The organism is Campylobacter concisus (assembly GCF_003048775.2).
GTDB lineage: Bacteria > Campylobacterota > Campylobacteria > Campylobacterales > Campylobacteraceae > Campylobacter_A > Campylobacter_A concisus_I.
The window spans coordinates 347,069-364,881 of sequence record NZ_CP049272.1; the positions used below are offsets into that span (position 1 = coordinate 347,069).

A 17,813-nucleotide genomic window follows, 5' to 3' on the forward strand; every position below is an offset into this window, starting at 1 on the left:
TAAAATGCTTAATTTTATTTTTGTAAGAGTAGCTAAATGGTGTAAATTTAATGTGAAAAATGTATAAAATTTTGATAATTGTTATATAAAAATTTTTAGATCATAGGTTGATTTAATTATGCTCTAAAATTATTAAGCCTATCTCTTAGCTCTTTTGAAATGGTAAATTTTGAGAGTTCATATTTATCAAAAATGATGATCAAATCATCACCTAGTGGTTGCACTAACCCAAAGCAAGCATCTCTATCAAGACGGTTTTTCTTAAATTTTACACTCAAAGTTTCAACTTTTTTCTTATCGCCAAAGCTTTTAATGGCGATTTCGTCGATATCCTTAAAGTAAAATTTTATGCTTTTTGAGCCTTTAGTGATGATAAATCCATCATCTTCAATACGTAAAAAGTTATTTTGTAAAATTTTTCTGATACAAAAGAACGCTGAGAGAGCGCCAATGATGATGCCAAAGAGAGACGCTGCGCCAAGAGCTAGATAAAGGTAGCCAACGATGCTAAAGGCAAAAAGTCCAAGCCCAAATGTTAGCGCCCAAAAAACATCTTTTTTACTCTCTTTTGTTATCATCATTTTTCCTTTTAAGCTAAAATTCCAGCACCATTTATCGCTTGGCTGCGCTCTTTTGCATAAATTCTCTCGCCATTTATCACGTCATATTTCCAGATCGGCGCATTTGCCTTAAAGTCCTCGACAAACTCGTTTATAAGCCTTAGCGCGACCTTTCTTTGAGGGCTCACAACGCCTGCAACATAAGAGCTCGTATGCACGGCCACATCGCCTTTTGAGTGAGCAAAGAGTACGTAGGCATTTTCTTTTTTGGCTCGCTCCTGCCAAGCATCTAGCCATTTTTTAAGTATTGGCTCATAGATATCAAAGCTAAGCGCCGAAATACCACCTTCTTCTCTTACGATTCCAACAAAAGTGATGAGCGCACCGCAGTTTTTATCCTTAAAGCGTTCATACCACTCGTTTGTGATGCTTTGAACATCCAAACTTCCATTATAAATTTGCATCTTAGCCCCCACAAACTGGCGGCAAGATAGAAATTTTATCGCCTGATTTAAGAGCGAAATTTATATCGCTTACGATCTCATCATTTACAGCCACAGCACAGATGTTTAGCCATTTTTTAAGCTCTTCTTTCTCGCTTAAAGCCTCTTTTACTTCACCTAAATTTTTTGCCTCTACTTTTATATTTTCAAGCCCGATAGGCCCAAGAAATTCGATCTCTATCACGTTTTATCCTTTGAGATTTTTGCTGATTTTACTTAAAAATAAATTTAGATATACTTATTTAAAAATTTAAAAAGCGAGCAAAAATGAACGAAATTTTAAAGAGTATAAAAACCCCAGCCTACGTCTGCGAAGAGGCAAGAGTACGTAAAAATTTAGAGCTTTTAAAATATGTCAAAGAGCAAAGCGGAGCTAAAATTTTAGTAGCACTTAAGGGCTTTGCATTTAGCGGAGTGATGGATATGGTGGGCTCGTATCTTGACGGCGCGACTTGTAGTGGGCTTCATGAGGCAAAATTTGCAAACGAATACGTAAAAGGCGAGATCCACACGTATAGCCCAGCGTTTAAAGAGGAGGATTTTGATGAAATTTTAAAAATTTCAAAGCACATTACATTTAACTCTTTTGCACAGTGGCAAAAATTTAAGGGTATTGCCCTGCAAAATGGCATTATCTGCGGCCTGCGCGTAAATCCAGAGGTCTCGCTAGCTCCAACTGATAGCTACAATCCATGCGGTAAATTTAGCAGGCTTGGCATTACAAGGGCAAATTTTAAGTCTGAGCTTCTTGATGGTATTAGTGGGCTTCATTTTCACGCACTTTGCGAGGAGAGTGCAAGTAGCTTACAGGTCGTGCTGGAGGCATTTGAGGAGAAATTTGGCGAGTTTATCCCAAAGATGAAATGGATAAATATGGGCGGCGGCCACCACATCACGAGGGCTGATTACGATGTGGAGCTGCTTATAAAAATAGTTAGGCGCTTTCGCGAGAAGTACGACGTAGAGATCTATCTGGAGCCTGGTGAGGCTGTGGGCTGGCAGACTGGCTTTTTGATAAGTAGCGTGCTTGACATCGTGCATAACGAAAAAGATATCGCCATCCTTGACACCTCAGCCGAGGCTCACATGCCTGATACTGTGCTGATGCCTTACCGCCCAGCCGTTAGGGGTGAGAGTGAGAATGGTAAATTTACTTATAGATTTGGCGGTAATACCTGCTTAGCTGGCGATATAGTGGGTCTTGAAGCGGACGATGCGGAGTATAAATTTGATAGCGAGCTACAAATAGGCGACCGCGTCATCTTTGAAGATCAAATTCACTACACCATCGTTAAAAACACGACATTTAATGGCATTAAGTTGCCTGACCTTGTCCTTTTAAAAGAAAATGGCGAAGTTAAAATGATCCGCGAATTCGGATATGAAGAGTATAAACGCAGAAACTAATCACTGGTGTTTTAGCGGCTAAATACTAAAAGTTCATTTGTATGTATGTCTATAAAATTTTTATAGATTAATATCCATAAATTTTGGCAAATTTATCTATCTTTGCACTCTTTTGCCAGTTGTATTCGGTTTCATTTGCGATACTTTGAGCTAATTCTTTACCGAAATGATCACTGATAAAGCCAATGGCCATATCCATGCCAGCAGCCACGCCTGAAGCCGTGTAAAATTTATCATCTTTTGCCTAGTTGGCATGCTCTTGTTACTCTACTGCCTCGCCTTATCCTTTCATCGACCCAAGTGATCTTTTATTTGAGGTAGCCTTTAAGCCGTCAAGCACTCCAGTGCGAGCTAGCAAGGCTGAGCCAGTGTAGAGACTAAGGCAAAAATTTGAAGCCAGAATATACTTTTTAAGATACGATATAAACTCGTTGCCATTAGATCAAGCGCCTCATAATCATTAAAAAGATAAAAGAGGTTCATTTCTCTGCTTTTTGGATAGAAATTTTAAAAATCTTTGGTGTTCTCGTTTAAATTTTAAAAGCAAAATCTGAAATAATTTTTAACTATAAAATAGGATGAATTTAGATTTAATATTCTTATAAAAATTAACAAAGCTTAAATATTTTTTATAAATTTTTTAGTAATCTTTTTTGCTAAGGTTTGCTTGTGATTAGCTCTGATATAATAGCGATCAAAATAGCGTAGCTATGCGATTTAACGTATTTAACCAATACTTAAATTGTTTAAGCTCAAACTCATAAAGGACTACAATGACGAGAATTCTTACTCTGCTTTTTACATTATTTGTAACAGCAATGGCAACTCAAGGACCAACTGGCGTCAATCAATATAATAGTGCCATTTGGGCGGCTGAAAGGATAGAAAATATCAAGCCATACGAACAAGGTTTGGGGCCGATATTTACTTTTATCCAAGGTAATGACTACTTTGCAATAGCAGCACTTTCTATCATTTTGGCTGTTATTGGAGCATTTGCATTACACTTTTTAATCATTGGACCAAAACATTTTAGTCATGATGGTAAAAAGGTGTTTGCTTTTTCATTGATCATACGTATAGCTCATGGTTTGGCAGCGATCTCATGGATCATTTTAGTGCCAACTGGTATCATCATTATGTGGGGTGCAGAGCTTGGCGGTGGAACATTTGTGCGTTTCTGTAGATACTTGCACGATACAGCAACTGTGATCTTTGCTGTTTCTGTGCTTCCTATGTTATTTACCTGGACAAAGAGAATGCTTCCGGCAATTTATGATATTAGATGGATGATGATAGTTGGTGGCTATTTATCAAAGAAAAAGAGACCTGTTCCAGCTGGTAAATTTAATGCTGGTCAAAAAGCATGGTACTGGATCGCTATCCCTGGTGGTATCGTTATGATAATTACTGGCGCGATTATGTATTTTACGGACTTCAAAGAGCCAGCGGTTGCTTCTTGGTTTGGTCTTACACAAATTGATCTTTTAAGATACAGCGTAATTATCCATAACTGTCTTGGCATCGCATGTGCAGTATTTTTCTTAGTTCATATTTATATGGCAGCTATTGCTATTCATGGTGCTATTTGGTCGATGATTACTGGATATAAAGAGGAAGAAGAAGTTTATGTTCTTCATCACTACTGGTATCAAGAGCTTGTTAGAGAGAATAAAATTCCAGTATCTGATTATGAAAAGTCTTATACAAATTTAAAATAATTAACTTTACTTTGACCTTGCTAGTAAGCGAGGTCAAAGCCCTCTTTTATCTCAAATTTATACATTAAAATTTTTAAAATAATTAATATTTTTTTGGCTATAATCCAAACTAGTTTCAAGGTTTGAAATACTAATTGCAAAAGGAAAAATCATGACAACAATTGATTGTAGAAATTTAGAGTGTCCAAAACCAGTCATAATGACAAAAAATGCACTTGATAGTTTAAGCGAAGGCGAAAGCTTAGAAATTTTGGTAAATGCACTAGCCCCAAAAGAAAATATTTCAAGATTTTTAAAAAATCAAAATATAAACTTTAGCCTAGAAAGCAATGGCAATGAGACTAAAATTTTAGCTACAAAAGGCAAAAATGCGCTTGAGCTTACAAATTTTGATGAGTTTGTCTGCGACATAACACCAAAAAATAATAAAGTACTCTATCTGAATGAAGAGCGCGCGGGAAGTGGCGAAGTAGGAATAAATTTACTATCAAAATTCTTAGGAGCATTTCTTCAAGTTGAGAAAAAGCCAAAGATAATAATCTGCGTAAATAACGCTGTAAAGATGACTACAAACCGCTCACACCCAAGTTTTAAGCCGCTTAAAGATCTTGAAGCTGCTGGTGTTAAAATTTTAAGCTGCGGAAGCTGCTTGGAGGCTTATAAGCTAGTAAGCGATCTTGCGATTGGCGAAATTTCAAATGCTTATGAGATCATCGATATACTCTCAACTCACGAGCAAATCAAATTATGATCTATCACGACAAAAAGCTTACGCAGTTCGTTAGAGCCGCTGGTTGAGCTGCTAAGCTTGACCCGTCGGGTCTAAACAAAACGATTAGTAGTTTAAATTTATCTCATCCAAATCTGCTCTCAAGCACCAATTCTAATGAGGATGCGAGTGTCTTTAAAATTTCAAGTGATCTTGCACTTGTTCAAACGCTTGATTTTATAACGCCTGTGGTAAACGATCCATTTATCTACGGACAAATCGCTGCCGCAAATAGCCTAAGCGACGTCTTTGCAATGGGTGGTGAGGCGATAAATGCTCTAAATATCGTAGGCTTTGATAGTTGTAACTTGGCACCTGAAATTTTAGGCGAAATTTTACAAGGTGGAGCCGATAAAGTAAAAGAGTGTGGCGGTATAATCGTTGGCGGGCATACGATTGAGACACAGCAGATGTATTATGGGCTTAGCGTTACTGGAAGGGTACATCCTGATAAATTTTGGGCAAATAATACAGCCATAAATGGCAATGTTTTAATCCTTACAAAGCCCCTTGGAAGCGGCATTTTAAGCACAGCAATAAAGGCTGATTTATTAAGCATGGAGCAGATAAAAGAGGCTGCAACTATCATGGCACAGCTAAATTTTTATGCATTAAAGGCACTTGATGGTATCAAAGTCTACGGCGCTACTGATGTGACTGGATTTGGCTTTTTGGGGCATTTAAGCGAAATGCTAAATGAAAAGATCAGTTTTGAAATTTATGAAAAAAACGTGCCAATCATTGCAAGCGCAAAGGAATTTGCCGATATGGGCATTATTCCAGAAGGAAGCTATAAAAACCGCGAATTTGCAAAGCATTTTATAGACAAAGAAGCTGACATTTTACTATTTGACGCACAAACTTCAGGCGGACTTTTGCTTGCAGTTGGTGAAAAGGATGCGATGCTTGCAGTAAAGCGCTTAAAAGAAGTAGGTTATGAAAGCTCGGCTATCGTTGGCTCTGCGGTGTCAAAGAGCGAGTTTGGTATATTTTTAAGATAAATTTTTAAAAATAGCATGCTATCCATTGTGTTAGTGAAATCTTTTAATTTACTTAACCATTCTATAATTTCAAAAACTACAAAGGAGAGATGATGAATTATCTTGAAATTTTAAAATTTCGTCATGCTTGCAAGGTTTTTGACGAAAGCAAAAAAATCGGTGCTGGAGAGTTTGATTTTATACTAGAGGCTGGCAGGTTAAGCCCTAGTTCAACTGGCCTTGAGCAGTGGGATATCTTAGTCGTTCAAAATAAAGAGCTTAGAGAAAAAATAAAAGCTCTTTCATGGAATCAAGCGCAAATCACATCTTGCTCACATTTAGTTGTCGTTTTAGCTAAGATCAAAGAGGTAAAATTTGGAAGCACATACGTTAATAAAATGATCGCTAGAAATAGCAATAAAGATCCTGAAGCCATTGCTGCAAGGCAAAAATTTTATCATGACTTTTTGCTTGCAAATTTTAAAAATGATGATGAGCTAACATTTCAGTGGTCGCATGAGCAGTGCATGATAATCGCCACAAATATGATGAATGCAGCTGCAAGTTTGGGCATTGATAGTTGCCCGATAGAAGGCTTTGATAGACATGCTTTAAATGAACTTTTGGGGCTTGATGAGAGCTTTCAAAGAGTGGCTATTATGGTGCCATTTGGCTACCGCCTAAATCCACAACCAAAAAAACTTCGCAGAGAAATTTCTGATATCGTTACTTGGGTTTATTAAGATATTTGAGCCAAATTTTAAATAAATTTTTGGCTCAATTTTAAATAAATCAATAAATTCTAAATAAATACTTATCTTTATAAACCCAAATCAAGTAAAAATGGGATAAAATCAGAGCCAAAACCTAAACTAACGAGGTGTCTATCGTGCTTGAGAAACAAAAAACCAGCCTTCAAATAGTAAAAATGTTTTATACAAAGGCTATTTTACTTCTACTCTCATTTATATTTTTAGCATTATTTGTAGTTTGTGCCGGCACGAACGATATAAAGTATGATCTTAGCTCAACTAATTCAAATATAAAATCATCAATCTCAAATGGTTTTTTTATAATAAAAAACGATCTATTTTTAAAATCAAAAATGGTTGAAGCAGGTCTTAGCGATATGCTATTTGATAAAAATTCAACAAAAAACGATCTTTATATATCTTTTTATGTTTTTGATAAAAATAGAAATTTACTCTATTCAAAGAGATTTTTAGGTGCTGATGACATAGCCGAAAAGGATCTATCTCAGCTAAGTTTAAACGAGACAGATGCCGGGAAATTTACAGTATCAGATCGAGTTTATAAAAACAATCGTTTTAGAGACATTTATGCATCTTATGGACTAAAAAATGGAGGCAGCATTTTAGTTCAAATTGATATAAAATTTTTGCAAAACTACACCAATGTAGGTTATGATGATAAAAGCAAAACTTATGCTTATCTGGTAGATAAATATGGAAATTTATCAAGAGATGAGTTTTATAAAAAATTTGATGAATCGATGTTTTTGCCTTATGTGAGTCTTGGCGATGAGTTTAAAGAGGATAAAATAATATTTTCTTTAAGCCATATGAGCTTTTATCTCATAAGCTATATGCCAGAGTATAAAATTTTTGTTATTACTGCTTCAACGAAGCATTTTCATATCTTTATGCAGTTTGTGTTATTTTGGCTATCGATCTTTTGTTTTATATCTTCTTTAATTTTATGGGTTAGAGATGTAAAATTTGTAAAAAATAGAATAATGCCAGCTTTAAAAGAGGTAAGAGATACTTTAGATGGTGATGAATACGAGATAAAACGAAGCCTTAATGTAACAGAATTTGAAGATATAAAAAATGGAATAAACAAGCTAAAGATAGAAGCCAAAAAAGCAACTGATGGGCTAGAAGAATACAAAAGTAGATTTGGCTATATTTTTGAACAAAGCTTTTTGAAAATAGTAGTTTATGATGCTTATAGCGGCGATATTATTGATGCTAGTAATGCATTTTTATCATCCGTTGGCTACACAAAAGATGAGATTATAGAGCTAAATTTAAATGATTTAATAGATGGCGATTTTGCATTGTTTATGCAAATGAAACAAGACGCTCAAAATAGCGATATGAGCTTTAAAATCGAGCTAAAAACAAAAGATGGCGGCACTAAAGAGGGATTTTTACAAGAGTCGCAGATCGAGCTAAGGGATTCTAGGCTAAATTTTATGCTTATACACGAGCTTGATGATGGAAAATTTACGAAAAAGGATAACGAAGCAATAAATGATTATTCGTTTTTATCGCCAAATGTAATAGCAGAAGCATTAAATAGCGATCCATTTTCTATCGTAAGAAGTACGCAAAATATCGATAGTGTCTTTAAAGTCGCACAAGATAAGAAGCTTATAAATTTAAAAGATCTAATAAGTCCTGAAAGTTTAGATGAGTTTGCTGTAAATGTTTCTAATGAATCTAAAAAATTCTTTGAAAAAGGCGGCAAAAATAGCGAAATAAATCTCGTAGCCAATATGCAAACAAATGAAAACAACAAAACGCCATTTAAGATAAAAGTAAAATTTATAGATAATGGTGCTGACAAAGAGCAAAAAATCATCTACTTTTTTAATGACTTAAGTGATATAGCAAAGTTGCAAGAAAAGTACGATGCTGAATTAAAATATTTTCAAAGCATACTTTGGGCAAGCCAAGCGCTTGTCTTTTCATGGGATAAAAAAAGCGACACCCTTTATATCCCAAATGCTATTGCCAAGTCGCTCGGATATGCATTAAATGGGGATATGAGTATAAATTTTGAACGTGCAAAAACTATATTTGTAGATGAATTTGTAAGCTTTAAGGACTTTTTTGACCTTATAAAAAAAGGTGAAGTATATGATGGCGAAGTGCGTTTTTATAGGGCTGATAAAGAGATTATTTATGTAAGGATTAGAGCAAAAGCAATAGCTTTTTATGATGGTGAAGTAAGCGTCATAAAAGGCACAATGCAAGATCTTAGTGTGCAAAATAGCTTTTTTTCTTATCAAGACCTTTTAGCAAAAATTTTCTCATACGCAAAAGAGCAAATTATTATGCTTGATGATGAGTTTAGGATCATAGATGCTAATGACGCTTTTTTCGATACGCTTGATATTTCTAGAGATAAAAATTTTATAGAGAAAATTTACTCAAAAGATATAATAAATTTTAAAAACGGACTAAAAGATATTAAAGATGAAATTTTAAATTCACTTAAAATAACTGGCTTTTGGCAAGGTCTTATTCATGATGTTCGAAGCAAAAATAGACTCGAAGTCATAAGTATAAGCAAGCTTTTAAACGCGTTTGGCGATCAAGAGGGATATATTTTGTTAGCTTCAAGCGCAAATGATGACTGCTACAATAAAGAGTACCTCGAATTTATCGCGTATCACGATACACTAACTGGGCTGCCAAATAGATTTTTACTTTTTAATAAGCTAGAAAATCTACTAAAACAAGCAAAAAAAAGCTTAAAAATAGCAGCCTTTTATGTTGATTTTGATAATTTTAAATCGATAAATGACGGATACGGACATCAAGTAGGCGATAAAATCCTAATAGAAATTTCAAAAAAAATAGATGAAATTTTTCCAAAACAAGGAATATTTGCAAGAATAGGCGGGGACGAGTTTATAGGTGCTATGCCTTATGAAAATTTGGGAGAAATTTACGAGACTGCTGAGAACATCTTAAGAGTGGGCCAGAGTAAAATTTCTATTGATGATGATGAAAAAAAACTTAGCGTAAGTATTGGTATTAGTTTAAGTAGCGATGCACTTAGCGTTGATGATCTAATTGAAAGAGCCGATTGGGCCATGTATCAAGCAAAGCTTAATGGAAAAAATAAATATTATGTATTTAATTCGAAAAAAGATACGTACTTTAAAAATGAATATAGAGACGACTCAAAGATTATTGAAGCTATCGATGCTGGCGAGATGTTCTTACTATATCAGCCTGAGATTGATATAAAAAGTGGGGAAGTTAGCAGCTTTGAGGCATTTATTAGATGGAAAAATGGCGATAAGATATTAAGGCCATCAGACTTCTTACCGCTTGCAAAAGGCTCAAAAGCAGTTGTTGCTATCGCATTATTTACACTAAAAGATGCTTTAAAAGCTAGGGCTGTATGGCTAAAAGAGGGAATAAATGCAAAAGTTAGAGTAAATTTATGCATTAAAAAGCTAATGACATCTGAGTTTTTTGAGAAATTTAAAAAGCTTTTGAAAGATGAGCAACTAGACGCTAATGGGCTAATCATAGATATCGTTGACTCTGCAAGTGGCGTAAATTTAGATGATGTTGTTAGATATATTGATGCTTATAAGGAGCTAGGCGTTAGCTTTTCGCTTGATGATTTTGCGTCTTATTCAGGCTCGGTAGAAGCGTTAGGTATGTTAAAAACAAACAGATTTAATATAGATAAAAGATTTTGTAAACAGATTTTTGATTCAGTAGAAGCACTAAAGACCATACGCATGATAAAGTATGTATCAGATACTTTTAATTTTGATGTCATGATAAAAAATTTAGAAGATAAAAGCATGCTTGAAATTTTTGTTGGATTTGGCTTTAGTAGATTTCAAGGACGGCTTTTTGCGCCAGAGCTTAGCCTGGATGATGTGCTCAAATTTAAATTCACTCTATCATCTCCGCTAAATGTAAGAAATTTTCAAGATGATGAGAATTACAATATGCTTTGCAAAATAGTAGGCGTAAAAGAGCTTATGACTCGTTTGATAAATTTACTTAAATGCGATGAAAAAATAAGTGAAAAATTAAAAAGCGAAATAGCAAATCAAGTAGATGATATCAGAACAATAAATGAAAAATTAGCTGAAATTTTAGATACGATCCTTGTAAAAATAGATAAAGAGAACGTAATAAATTTAGCTAATGAGGCAATTTTATTATGCGATAATGATCTAAATTTGAGTGGAGCGAATAAATAATGAATGAAAATGTTTTAAATGTTTATGAGCATGAAATCCCAAATGGAAGCAAGCTATACTTTGCCAGTAGCGCAAAGCTAAAGAGACAGATCGAACAAAAAGCTAGTGAAATTTTAGAAAATGAAGGCTTTAGCGAGATCGTAACGCCATTTTTCTCATATCACCAGCATTTAAGTGTAGATGCGACAAATCTTTTACGTTTTAGCGATAGCCTAAATCACGAAATAAGCCTAAGAGCTGATAGCACGGTAGATACTGTAAGGATCGTGCTTAGAAGACTAAAGGCAAACGAATCAAAAAGATGGTTTTATATCCAGCCAGTCTTTCGCTATCCAAGCCAAGAAATTTATCAAATCGGAGCCGAACTAATCGGTGAAAATGATGTTTTAAAAAGCATAAATATCGTAGCAAAGCTTCTTAATGAGCTAAAAATGGATACATTTTTACAAGTGAGCAATATACAAATTCCAAGAGTGATTTGTGAAATTTTAAGCGTGCCTATTGAAATTTTTGAAAATGGACAAATGGAGAAAATTTTATCTCAAAATGTTCCATGGCTAAGCGCTCTTGCTCTTTTAAAGTCAGTTGATGAACTGGATGAGGTGATTAAAATTTCTCCAAGCAAACTAAAAGAACCGCTTGAAAATTTGAGAAATTTAGCCAGCGCTTTAGAATATAAAAATTTAAGAATAGTTCCGCTATATTACTCGAAAATGAGATATTATGATAGTTTATTTTTTAGATTTTTAAGAAATAACAGCATAATAGCAAGTGGCGGTAGCTACGAAATAGACGGAAAAATAAATAGTGGTTTTGCTGTTTATACGGATGCATTGATAGAAGAAAAAATTAATTTAAGGAAGTAAGAATGAGAAAGGCTGATTTAGTAGTTGGAGTTCAATGGGGTGATGAGGGTAAAGGCAAGATAGTTGATATGCTAGGACTAAACTATGATATGATCTGTCGCTCACAGGGTGGCCATAATGCCGGCCATACGATCTGGGTTGATGGCGTTAGATACGCGCTTCACCTTGTTCCAAGTGGAATTTTACATAAAAATATCATAAATATTATTGGCAATGGTGTTGTTGTTTGCCCAGAAGTATTAATCACTGAAATGGCTCAGTTTGAAAATTTGGAAGGAAGGCTTTATATTAGCGATAAAGCACATTTAAATCTAAGCTACCATAGTCAAATCGATCAAGCAAAAGAGAGACTAAAAGGCGAAAAAGCAATCGGTACGACTGGAAAAGGCATCGGACCAACTTATGCTGATAAAATAAGCAGAAGTGGTCATAGAGTAGGCGAGCTACTTGAGCCAGAGCGTTTGTGCGATGCTTTGATGCATGATTTTGAGACAAACAAATGTGTATTTGACGCACTTGGTGTAAAAATTCCTAATGAGAACGAATTGCTTGAAGAGCTAAAAAGATATAAAGAGGTTTTAGCTCCATTTATCGCAAATACTACAAACCTAGTGTGGAAGGCACTTGATGAAAATAAAAAGGTATTACTTGAAGGCGCTCAGGGCACGCTTTTAGATATCGACCATGGCACATATCCATACGTAACTAGCTCAAATACCATAAGTGCAGGTGCTTGCACAGGTCTTGGACTAAATCCAAAGGAAATCGGTGAAGTAATAGGCGTCATAAAGGCATATACAACTCGTGTTGGCTTTGGTCCTTTCCCAACAGAAGATAAAGGTACGAGTGGCGATAAGATGTGCGATATCGGCAAGGAATTTGGCACAACAACAGGTCGCCGCAGACGTTGTGGATGGTTTGATGCTGTGAGTGTAAAATATGCTTCAAGGCTTGACGGTGTCGATACTTATGCGCTTATGAAGCTTGATGTACTTGATGGATTTGAAGTGGTAAAAATTTGCAAAGCTTATCAATATAATGGTGAAACGATTGATTATATGCCGACAGATCTTGAAAATGCAACTCCTATCTATGAAGAACTTGCAGGCTGGGATAGCGTAAAAGGCATAAGCAAATATGAAGACTTGCCAGCAAATGCAAGAGCCTATATCGAAAGAATAGAAGAGCTAACTGGCGTAAAGATCGGCTACATCTCAACAAGCCCTGAAAGAAGCGATACGATCATTAGATGAAAAGCAAATTTACCTCTATCGTCCGTGTAAAAAAACAAGAGATGGATAAGGTAGAGGCAAAGCTTGCCGTTGCTAGGCTTAATGTAAGAAATTTTGAAGAAAATTTAGTGCATTTAAGAGCAAGGCTTGAGGAGTTTTGCTTGCCAAAAAGTGGCAATATAGGCGAGTTAAAGGAAAATTTAGAGCTTATAAAGATAGCAAGGCAAGAGTTAAATGCCTGCAAAGAGAGCCTTGAGATAGCCAAAAAAGAGGTTTCGCATTACGAACATAAATATAAAAATGCAAATTTAGAGTACGAAAAGATGAAATATCTAGAAAAAGAAGAGTTTAAAAAAGAGATAAAACGCATACAAAAGGCTGAAGCACTTGCACTTGATGAGTTTGCGGTGATGAAATTTACAGCTAAGAGCGAGTTGTGATGAGAGCGGTTTTATTACTCTTAACTATTTTAAATTTTGCATTTTGTTTTGAAGTACCAGTTGATTGTACGCAAATTTTTGAAGCTAGAAAAGAAGAAATTTCAAAGGAACTTGAGATCATAGATGAGCAGCGCCAAGCTTTAGAAGTATTTCGTGCAAGCTCGGCAGCAGCCTATGAAGAAAATAATAAAAAGCTTGCCAAAAAAGAAGCGGACCTAAATGCAACAATGAAAGTGATCGAGCAAAAACGTAAAGAGATCGATGAAGTGGTCGCCAAAAATGAAAAAATTTTAAAAGAACTTCGCACAATGACTAGTGATAAAGTCAATGAGTCGTATTCTAAGATGAAAGATGGTGTGGCAGCTGAGGTGCTCTCTAAAATGCCTAGATCAAACGCAGCCACCATACTTTATGCCCTTGATGCCAAAAAGATATCTACTATCATGGCAAAAATGGATCCAAAAGTAGCATCTGAGATCACCACTTTGCTTCAAAAAGGGCCACCATTTGCTGATGAAAAAGGCGATATGCCAACTCCAGCCGGTAGCATAAATATACAGTAATAAATTTTTGCACAAGCAAGCAAAATTTTAAAGAATTTAGACACCAAACATAAAGCTCTATGCTTATAAATTTTTAATTTTAAGCTCGCCTAACTTTAGCTTGTATACTTTTGTGGTAGCTATTTTTTAACCAAACTTGCTACGACCCCAACTCCAAGGATGGCTAGAATGATAAAAAGGCTAATTTGTGCAGAAATTTCAAAACCATGATGAAAGATATGAGAGGTCGCATTTATAGCTAGCTTTGCTGCGATAAAAAATAAAAGCACTATCACAGAAATTTCTAAATACTTTAAAAAATTTTTGAGTGCTTCAAGCACAAAATAAAGCGTTCTTAGCCCAAGTATCGCAAATATCATCGCTGAATAAACAATCACAGGATCTTTGCTCACAGCAATGACAGCTGGAACGCTATCAAAAGCAAATATCACATCGCTTAGCTCAATCACGCAAAGACACAAGAATAATGGTGTTGCTATCCAAGTAGCTTTTAGCCTTAAAATCTGATCGTTAAGAGTAGTTTTTTGACTATCTGAAATTTGCTTAGAAATTTCGCTAAATCTAACAAAAAAACTATGTCCAAAAAGCTGTGGTAAAACCGGAAAGAAGCGGTAAACTGCCCTATAAGCTATGTGGTTTGAATAATCTTTTATATCCTCATCACACTTATCTTTTTTTATCATCATTACAGCACTATATGCGACTATTGCTGCAAATATTAGCTCCATCCAAGGCGAGATGGCAAAAAGCATCGTACCTACGGCTACAAAGATGAGTCTAAATACCATAGCTCCTATAACGCCAAAATAAAGCACTCTGTGGCGATAAATTTCAGGTATATTAAACCATGAAAAAATCGCCATCATCACAAAAAGATTATCTACCGAGAGCGACTTTTCTAGCGCATATCCTGCAAAATAAAGGCTTGCTATTTCGCTGCCTAGCTCAAAATATAGATATATGCCAAAAAGTACCGAAACTCCTATCCAAAAGATAGACCAAATACCGGCTTGTTTTAGTGAAATTTTCTCATCATGTTTATGAGCAAAAAGATCTATTCCAAAGGCAAGTGATGCCATTATAAGAAAAACTATAATTGTTTGAATTTCTGACGTGTTCAACTTTTATCCTTAAAATTTTAGCAAGGCATCATCAAGACTTCTACTATCTCGCCTTTTTTAAGAATTTCTTTATCCATCGGAATCATTAAAAGTGCAGCCTTGTTTGTCAAGTTATTTACGATCGCTGAACTGCCAAGCTTTTTGCCATTTAGATTTACAAAATTTTTTCCTTCACGATTTTCTAAATTTACAGCCGTAAATTCTAAAAATGGTGAGCGTTTTTTATAGTCTTCGTCCATTATAGCCGTGATCTTTGGCTCTTCTTGACCAAACCACGCATTTATTAAGACCCTTACGTAAAGCACACACATAACCATTGCCGAGTACGGAAATCCTGGCAGTGCAAAGATATATTTATCGCCTGACTTTGCCACTCTGATGTGACGGCCCGGTTTTATCGCAGCACCCTCGATGATAAGGCTAAAATTTTCATTTAAAGCGCCTTTTACAAAGTCATAGTCCCCCATGCTTATGCCACCAGTCGTCACTAATATATCAGCTGATTTTAGTGCGTTTATGATCGCTTTTTCGACAAGTTCAGCCTTATCTCTTACGATCTCGCAAAGGATCGGCTCCGCACCCATTTTGCGTATCTGCATAGCGATGCCTACGTGATTTGAGCTGTGAATTTGTGCTGGATTTTCTAATGGCTCGCCAAGGTCTTTTATCTCGCTACCAGTTGCTAGTATCGCCACTCTTGGGCGTATGAAAACGCTTACGTGAAAGACACCAAGCTCAGCAAGAAGTGCTATCTCAGCGTAGCTTAGACGAGTGCCTTTTTTGATCAAAATTTCACCTTTTTTGTAGCTTTCCCCCACTTCGCGCACAGCAAAGCCCTTTGGCACACTCTTTTTGATGATTATTTTTGATCCGACAACCTCGACATTTTCTACCGGTACAAGAGTATCAGTACCTTCGCTCATTAGTGAGCCAGTAAAAGTTTTTACACATTTACTACCCTCTATGACTAATCCTTTGTCGCTTCCAGCAGGCAGGTCTGTGATGAGCTCAAGCTCGCTTAGACCATCTTTAAAGGCAAAAGCGTATCCATCCATCGCTGAAACCGGCTTTGCTGGGTAATTTTCAGCGGCTGTCACGTCGTAGGAGATATTTCTATCAAGTGCGTCCGTGATGGCTACTTTTTCGACCTTTTCCCACGCATTGATTGTATCTTTTAGAATTTTTAGGCTATCTGCGTAACTCATAAAATCTTTCATTTTTATCCTTTTTATGAAATTTTTGCATATTCTATCCATTTCGCTCTTAAAAAATTAATCTTTGTTTTATTTAATGATTATTAAAATGCCATTTAAGAAATCAGTTTGATTTTACCCTATACATAGGAAAATTCATGAATAAAACAGTGCTTTACATTATCGCAGGTGCAAGCCTTGGCATTCTTGGCCCAGTGCTTGTTTATTTTGGCAATCCAGCAAACATGGGCGTTTGTGCGGCTTGCTTTTTAAGGGATAGCGTAGGTGCTCTTGGCTTTCACCAAGCCAAGGTCGTGCAGTATCTAAGGCCTGAAATTTTAGGTCTTATCATCGGAGGCTTTCTAGCAAGTATGCTTTGGAGTAGAAATTTCACTCCAGTATCAGGCAGTGCGGCATTTTCTAGATTTTTCTTAGGCGTGTTTGCTATGATTGGTTGCCTTATCTTTTTGGGCTGCCCATGGAGAGCATTTTTACGTCTTGGCGGAGGAGATATGACCGCTATTGCTGGTCTTGTCGGTCTATTTGCTGGCGTTTTTGTTGGACGATTTTTCAAGAAAAATGGTTACGTCATACCTGAAAATGATGCCACTACAAAACCAGTTGCGTTTTTGCCATTAATCATTGCTATTTTGCTTTTAATAGCCCTTGTTTTTGGTTTAAAACTTGGCGATAATGGTGCTTTATTTAGCTCAGAAAAAGGTCCAGGCTCACAGCACGCAAATATCTTTATCTCACTTATTTGCGCCATTGTTATTGGCATTTTTATGCAAAGAAGTAAATTTTGCTCGGTTGGTGCGATTAGCAAAGTTTTTGAGCGTGATCTTTCAATGTTTTATGGCATTGTATCTATCATCGTTTTTGCAAGTATCACAAATTTAGCTCTTGGACAATATAAATTTGGCTTTGAAGCTCAACCTATCGCTCATAATGACGTCCTTTGGAATTTTCTTGGCATGAGCTTGGCTGGTCTTTGCTTTAGCCTAAGTTATGGCTGCCCAGGCAAACATTTAGTGCAAATGGGAGCTGGAAATTTAAGCTCGGCTGTATTTGTCTTAGGCATGGGAGCAGGCGCTGCGATAAGCCATAACTTCATACTTGCAAGCTCAGGAGCTGGCATCACTCCTTACGCTCCATATGCCGTAGCGATCGGCTTTATCTATGCTATTTATGTCGGAGTTTTTACTAAAAAAGCATAATACAAATTTGGCTGCCTTTGCAGTCAAATTTACTCACTTTTTATATCTATCACCTCATCAAAAAGTCCAAAAAGCTCACATTGATGTGTGATCATTGAAATACTAGCCTTAATCTTAAAATTTTTTAGCAGCAATAGTAATTGCATTTTGTTTTAAGATATGGCAAACGATAATTCTAAATCGAACTAAATTTTAACAATAAATTAGCAAAGTTTAATAAGTATCAATATAAAGTAAATATTTTAAGCTATTTTGAT

At 35.8% G+C, this 17,813-nt stretch carries 18 protein-coding genes; 11 read left to right on the forward strand and 7 right to left on the reverse strand.

Translation table 11 applies throughout. The features are described 5' to 3' along the window. Positions 1–116: 116 nt before the first annotated feature. From CVT17_RS01700 to CVT17_RS01710, 3 genes are read right to left on the reverse strand one after another with little or no spacing between them, the layout of a single operon-like run. Positions 117–578 carry a molybdate transport repressor gene (locus tag CVT17_RS01700; protein ID WP_107769764.1) on the reverse strand — a complete coding sequence of 154 codons (462 nt, stop codon included), beginning with the start codon at positions 576–578 and terminating at the stop codon, positions 117–119. Positions 579–589: 11 nt separating this feature from the next. Further along, the gene (locus tag CVT17_RS01705) at positions 590–1,024 is read right to left on the reverse strand and encodes a molybdopterin synthase catalytic subunit (RefSeq protein WP_072593913.1); all 435 of its coding nucleotides are present in this window, start codon (positions 1,022–1,024) and stop codon (positions 590–592) included. 1 nt (position 1,025) lies between these two features. Then, positions 1,026–1,247: a MoaD/ThiS family protein gene (locus CVT17_RS01710; protein ID WP_103588836.1), complete on the reverse strand. Its 222-nt coding sequence runs from the start codon at positions 1,245–1,247 to the stop codon at positions 1,026–1,028. An 83-nt stretch (positions 1,248–1,330) separates the two neighbouring features. On the opposite strand from CVT17_RS01710, the gene nspC reads away from it, so the two are divergent. Then, entirely contained in the window at positions 1,331–2,470 is a 1,140-nt protein-coding gene (nspC, locus tag CVT17_RS01715) for a carboxynorspermidine decarboxylase (RefSeq protein ID WP_107775836.1), read from the forward strand. A 67-nt stretch (positions 2,471–2,537) separates the two neighbouring features. Here the strand turns inward: nspC and CVT17_RS09310 are convergent, their stop codons facing one another. Further along, positions 2,538–2,681: a hypothetical protein gene (locus CVT17_RS09310; protein ID WP_230853306.1), complete on the reverse strand. Its 144-nt coding sequence runs from the start codon at positions 2,679–2,681 to the stop codon at positions 2,538–2,540. A 140-nt stretch (positions 2,682–2,821) separates the two neighbouring features. Next, the gene (locus CVT17_RS09425) at positions 2,822–2,953 is read right to left on the reverse strand and encodes a hypothetical protein (RefSeq protein WP_265094455.1); all 132 of its coding nucleotides are present in this window, start codon (positions 2,951–2,953) and stop codon (positions 2,822–2,824) included. Positions 2,954–3,243: 290 nt separating this feature from the next. On the opposite strand from CVT17_RS09425, the gene CVT17_RS01725 reads away from it, so the two are divergent. The 9 genes from CVT17_RS01725 to CVT17_RS01765 all read left to right on the forward strand — a co-directional run bounded on the left by CVT17_RS01725 (position 3,244) and on the right by CVT17_RS01765 (position 14,025). Then, positions 3,244–4,191 (forward strand): formate dehydrogenase subunit gamma, encoded by a 948-nt coding sequence (locus CVT17_RS01725; protein ID WP_021090567.1) that lies wholly within the window; start codon positions 3,244–3,246, stop codon positions 4,189–4,191. A 151-nt stretch (positions 4,192–4,342) separates the two neighbouring features. Beyond that, the gene (yedF, locus tag CVT17_RS01730; protein ID WP_084041655.1) at positions 4,343–4,942 is read left to right on the forward strand and encodes a sulfurtransferase-like selenium metabolism protein YedF; all 600 of its coding nucleotides are present in this window, start codon (positions 4,343–4,345) and stop codon (positions 4,940–4,942) included. Beyond that, the gene (gene selD, locus CVT17_RS01735; RefSeq protein ID WP_431188774.1) at positions 4,939–5,961 is read left to right on the forward strand and encodes a selenide, water dikinase SelD; all 1,023 of its coding nucleotides are present in this window, start codon (positions 4,939–4,941) and stop codon (positions 5,959–5,961) included. Before yedF ends, selD begins: the two co-directional genes overlap by 4 nt. A gap of 92 nt (positions 5,962–6,053) precedes the next feature. Continuing rightward, entirely contained in the window at positions 6,054–6,683 is a 630-nt protein-coding gene (locus CVT17_RS01740) for an NAD(P)H-dependent oxidoreductase (RefSeq protein WP_107858460.1), read from the forward strand. A 146-nt stretch (positions 6,684–6,829) separates the two neighbouring features. Continuing rightward, the gene (locus CVT17_RS01745; protein WP_107858461.1) at positions 6,830–10,924 is read left to right on the forward strand and encodes a diguanylate cyclase domain-containing protein; all 4,095 of its coding nucleotides are present in this window, start codon (positions 6,830–6,832) and stop codon (positions 10,922–10,924) included. Further along, a complete protein-coding gene (locus CVT17_RS01750) occupies positions 10,924–11,790 on the forward strand; it encodes an ATP phosphoribosyltransferase regulatory subunit (RefSeq protein ID WP_107858462.1) in 867 nt (288 codons plus the stop codon). The genes CVT17_RS01745 and CVT17_RS01750 overlap by 1 nt, the downstream gene beginning before the upstream one ends. A 2-nt stretch (positions 11,791–11,792) precedes the next feature. Continuing rightward, positions 11,793–13,043, forward strand: a complete 1,251-nt coding sequence (locus tag CVT17_RS01755; protein WP_084041659.1) for an adenylosuccinate synthase — start codon at positions 11,793–11,795, stop codon at positions 13,041–13,043. Further along, a complete protein-coding gene (locus CVT17_RS01760; RefSeq protein ID WP_107858463.1) occupies positions 13,040–13,462 on the forward strand; it encodes a flagellar export protein FliJ in 423 nt (140 codons plus the stop codon). Before CVT17_RS01755 ends, CVT17_RS01760 begins: the two co-directional genes overlap by 4 nt. Further along, positions 13,462–14,025, forward strand: coding sequence for a MotE family protein (locus tag CVT17_RS01765; protein WP_107858464.1), 564 nt, complete (start codon positions 13,462–13,464; stop codon positions 14,023–14,025). Before CVT17_RS01760 ends, CVT17_RS01765 begins: the two co-directional genes overlap by 1 nt. 119 nt (positions 14,026–14,144) lie before the next feature. On the opposite strand, the gene CVT17_RS01770 is transcribed toward CVT17_RS01765, so the two are convergent. Next, positions 14,145–15,146 carry a TerC/Alx family metal homeostasis membrane protein gene (locus CVT17_RS01770; protein WP_107858465.1) on the reverse strand — a complete coding sequence of 334 codons (1,002 nt, stop codon included), beginning with the start codon at positions 15,144–15,146 and terminating at the stop codon, positions 14,145–14,147. A 17-nt stretch (positions 15,147–15,163) separates the two neighbouring features. Further along, positions 15,164–16,363 (reverse strand): molybdopterin molybdotransferase MoeA, encoded by a 1,200-nt coding sequence (locus CVT17_RS01775; protein ID WP_107858466.1) that lies wholly within the window; start codon positions 16,361–16,363, stop codon positions 15,164–15,166. Positions 16,364–16,497: 134 nt separating this feature from the next. Here CVT17_RS01775 and yedE point away from each other — a divergent pair, with 134 nt between their 5' ends. Next, positions 16,498–17,556: a YedE family putative selenium transporter gene (gene yedE, locus CVT17_RS01780; protein ID WP_103600221.1), complete on the forward strand. Its 1,059-nt coding sequence runs from the start codon at positions 16,498–16,500 to the stop codon at positions 17,554–17,556. Positions 17,557–17,813: the final 257 nt, after the last annotated feature.

Excerpts from the sequence above, each read along its gene's own strand:
- CVT17_RS01700 (WP_107769764.1), bottom strand. The coding sequence starts at position 578 with ATGATAACAAAAGAGAGTAAAAAAGATGTTTTTTGGGCGCTAACATTT.
- CVT17_RS01775 (WP_107858466.1), bottom strand. The coding sequence starts at position 16,363 with ATGAAAGATTTTATGAGTTACGCAGATAGCCTAAAAATTCTAAAAGAT.
- CVT17_RS09425 (WP_265094455.1), bottom strand. The coding sequence starts at position 2,953 with ATGAACCTCTTTTATCTTTTTAATGATTATGAGGCGCTTGATCTAATG.
- CVT17_RS01740 (WP_107858460.1), top strand. The coding sequence starts at position 6,054 with ATGAATTATCTTGAAATTTTAAAATTTCGTCATGCTTGCAAGGTTTTT.
- CVT17_RS01760 (WP_107858463.1), top strand. The coding sequence starts at position 13,040 with ATGAAAAGCAAATTTACCTCTATCGTCCGTGTAAAAAAACAAGAGATG.
- yedF (WP_084041655.1), top strand. The coding sequence starts at position 4,343 with ATGACAACAATTGATTGTAGAAATTTAGAGTGTCCAAAACCAGTCATA.
- CVT17_RS01725 (WP_021090567.1), top strand. The coding sequence starts at position 3,244 with ATGACGAGAATTCTTACTCTGCTTTTTACATTATTTGTAACAGCAATG.
- CVT17_RS01705 (WP_072593913.1), bottom strand. The coding sequence starts at position 1,024 with ATGCAAATTTATAATGGAAGTTTGGATGTTCAAAGCATCACAAACGAG.
- yedE (WP_103600221.1), top strand. The coding sequence starts at position 16,498 with ATGAATAAAACAGTGCTTTACATTATCGCAGGTGCAAGCCTTGGCATT.
- CVT17_RS01765 (WP_107858464.1), top strand. The coding sequence starts at position 13,462 with ATGAGAGCGGTTTTATTACTCTTAACTATTTTAAATTTTGCATTTTGT.
- CVT17_RS01755 (WP_084041659.1), top strand. The coding sequence starts at position 11,793 with ATGAGAAAGGCTGATTTAGTAGTTGGAGTTCAATGGGGTGATGAGGGT.
- CVT17_RS01750 (WP_107858462.1), top strand. The coding sequence starts at position 10,924 with ATGAATGAAAATGTTTTAAATGTTTATGAGCATGAAATCCCAAATGGA.
- nspC (WP_107775836.1), top strand. The coding sequence starts at position 1,331 with ATGAACGAAATTTTAAAGAGTATAAAAACCCCAGCCTACGTCTGCGAA.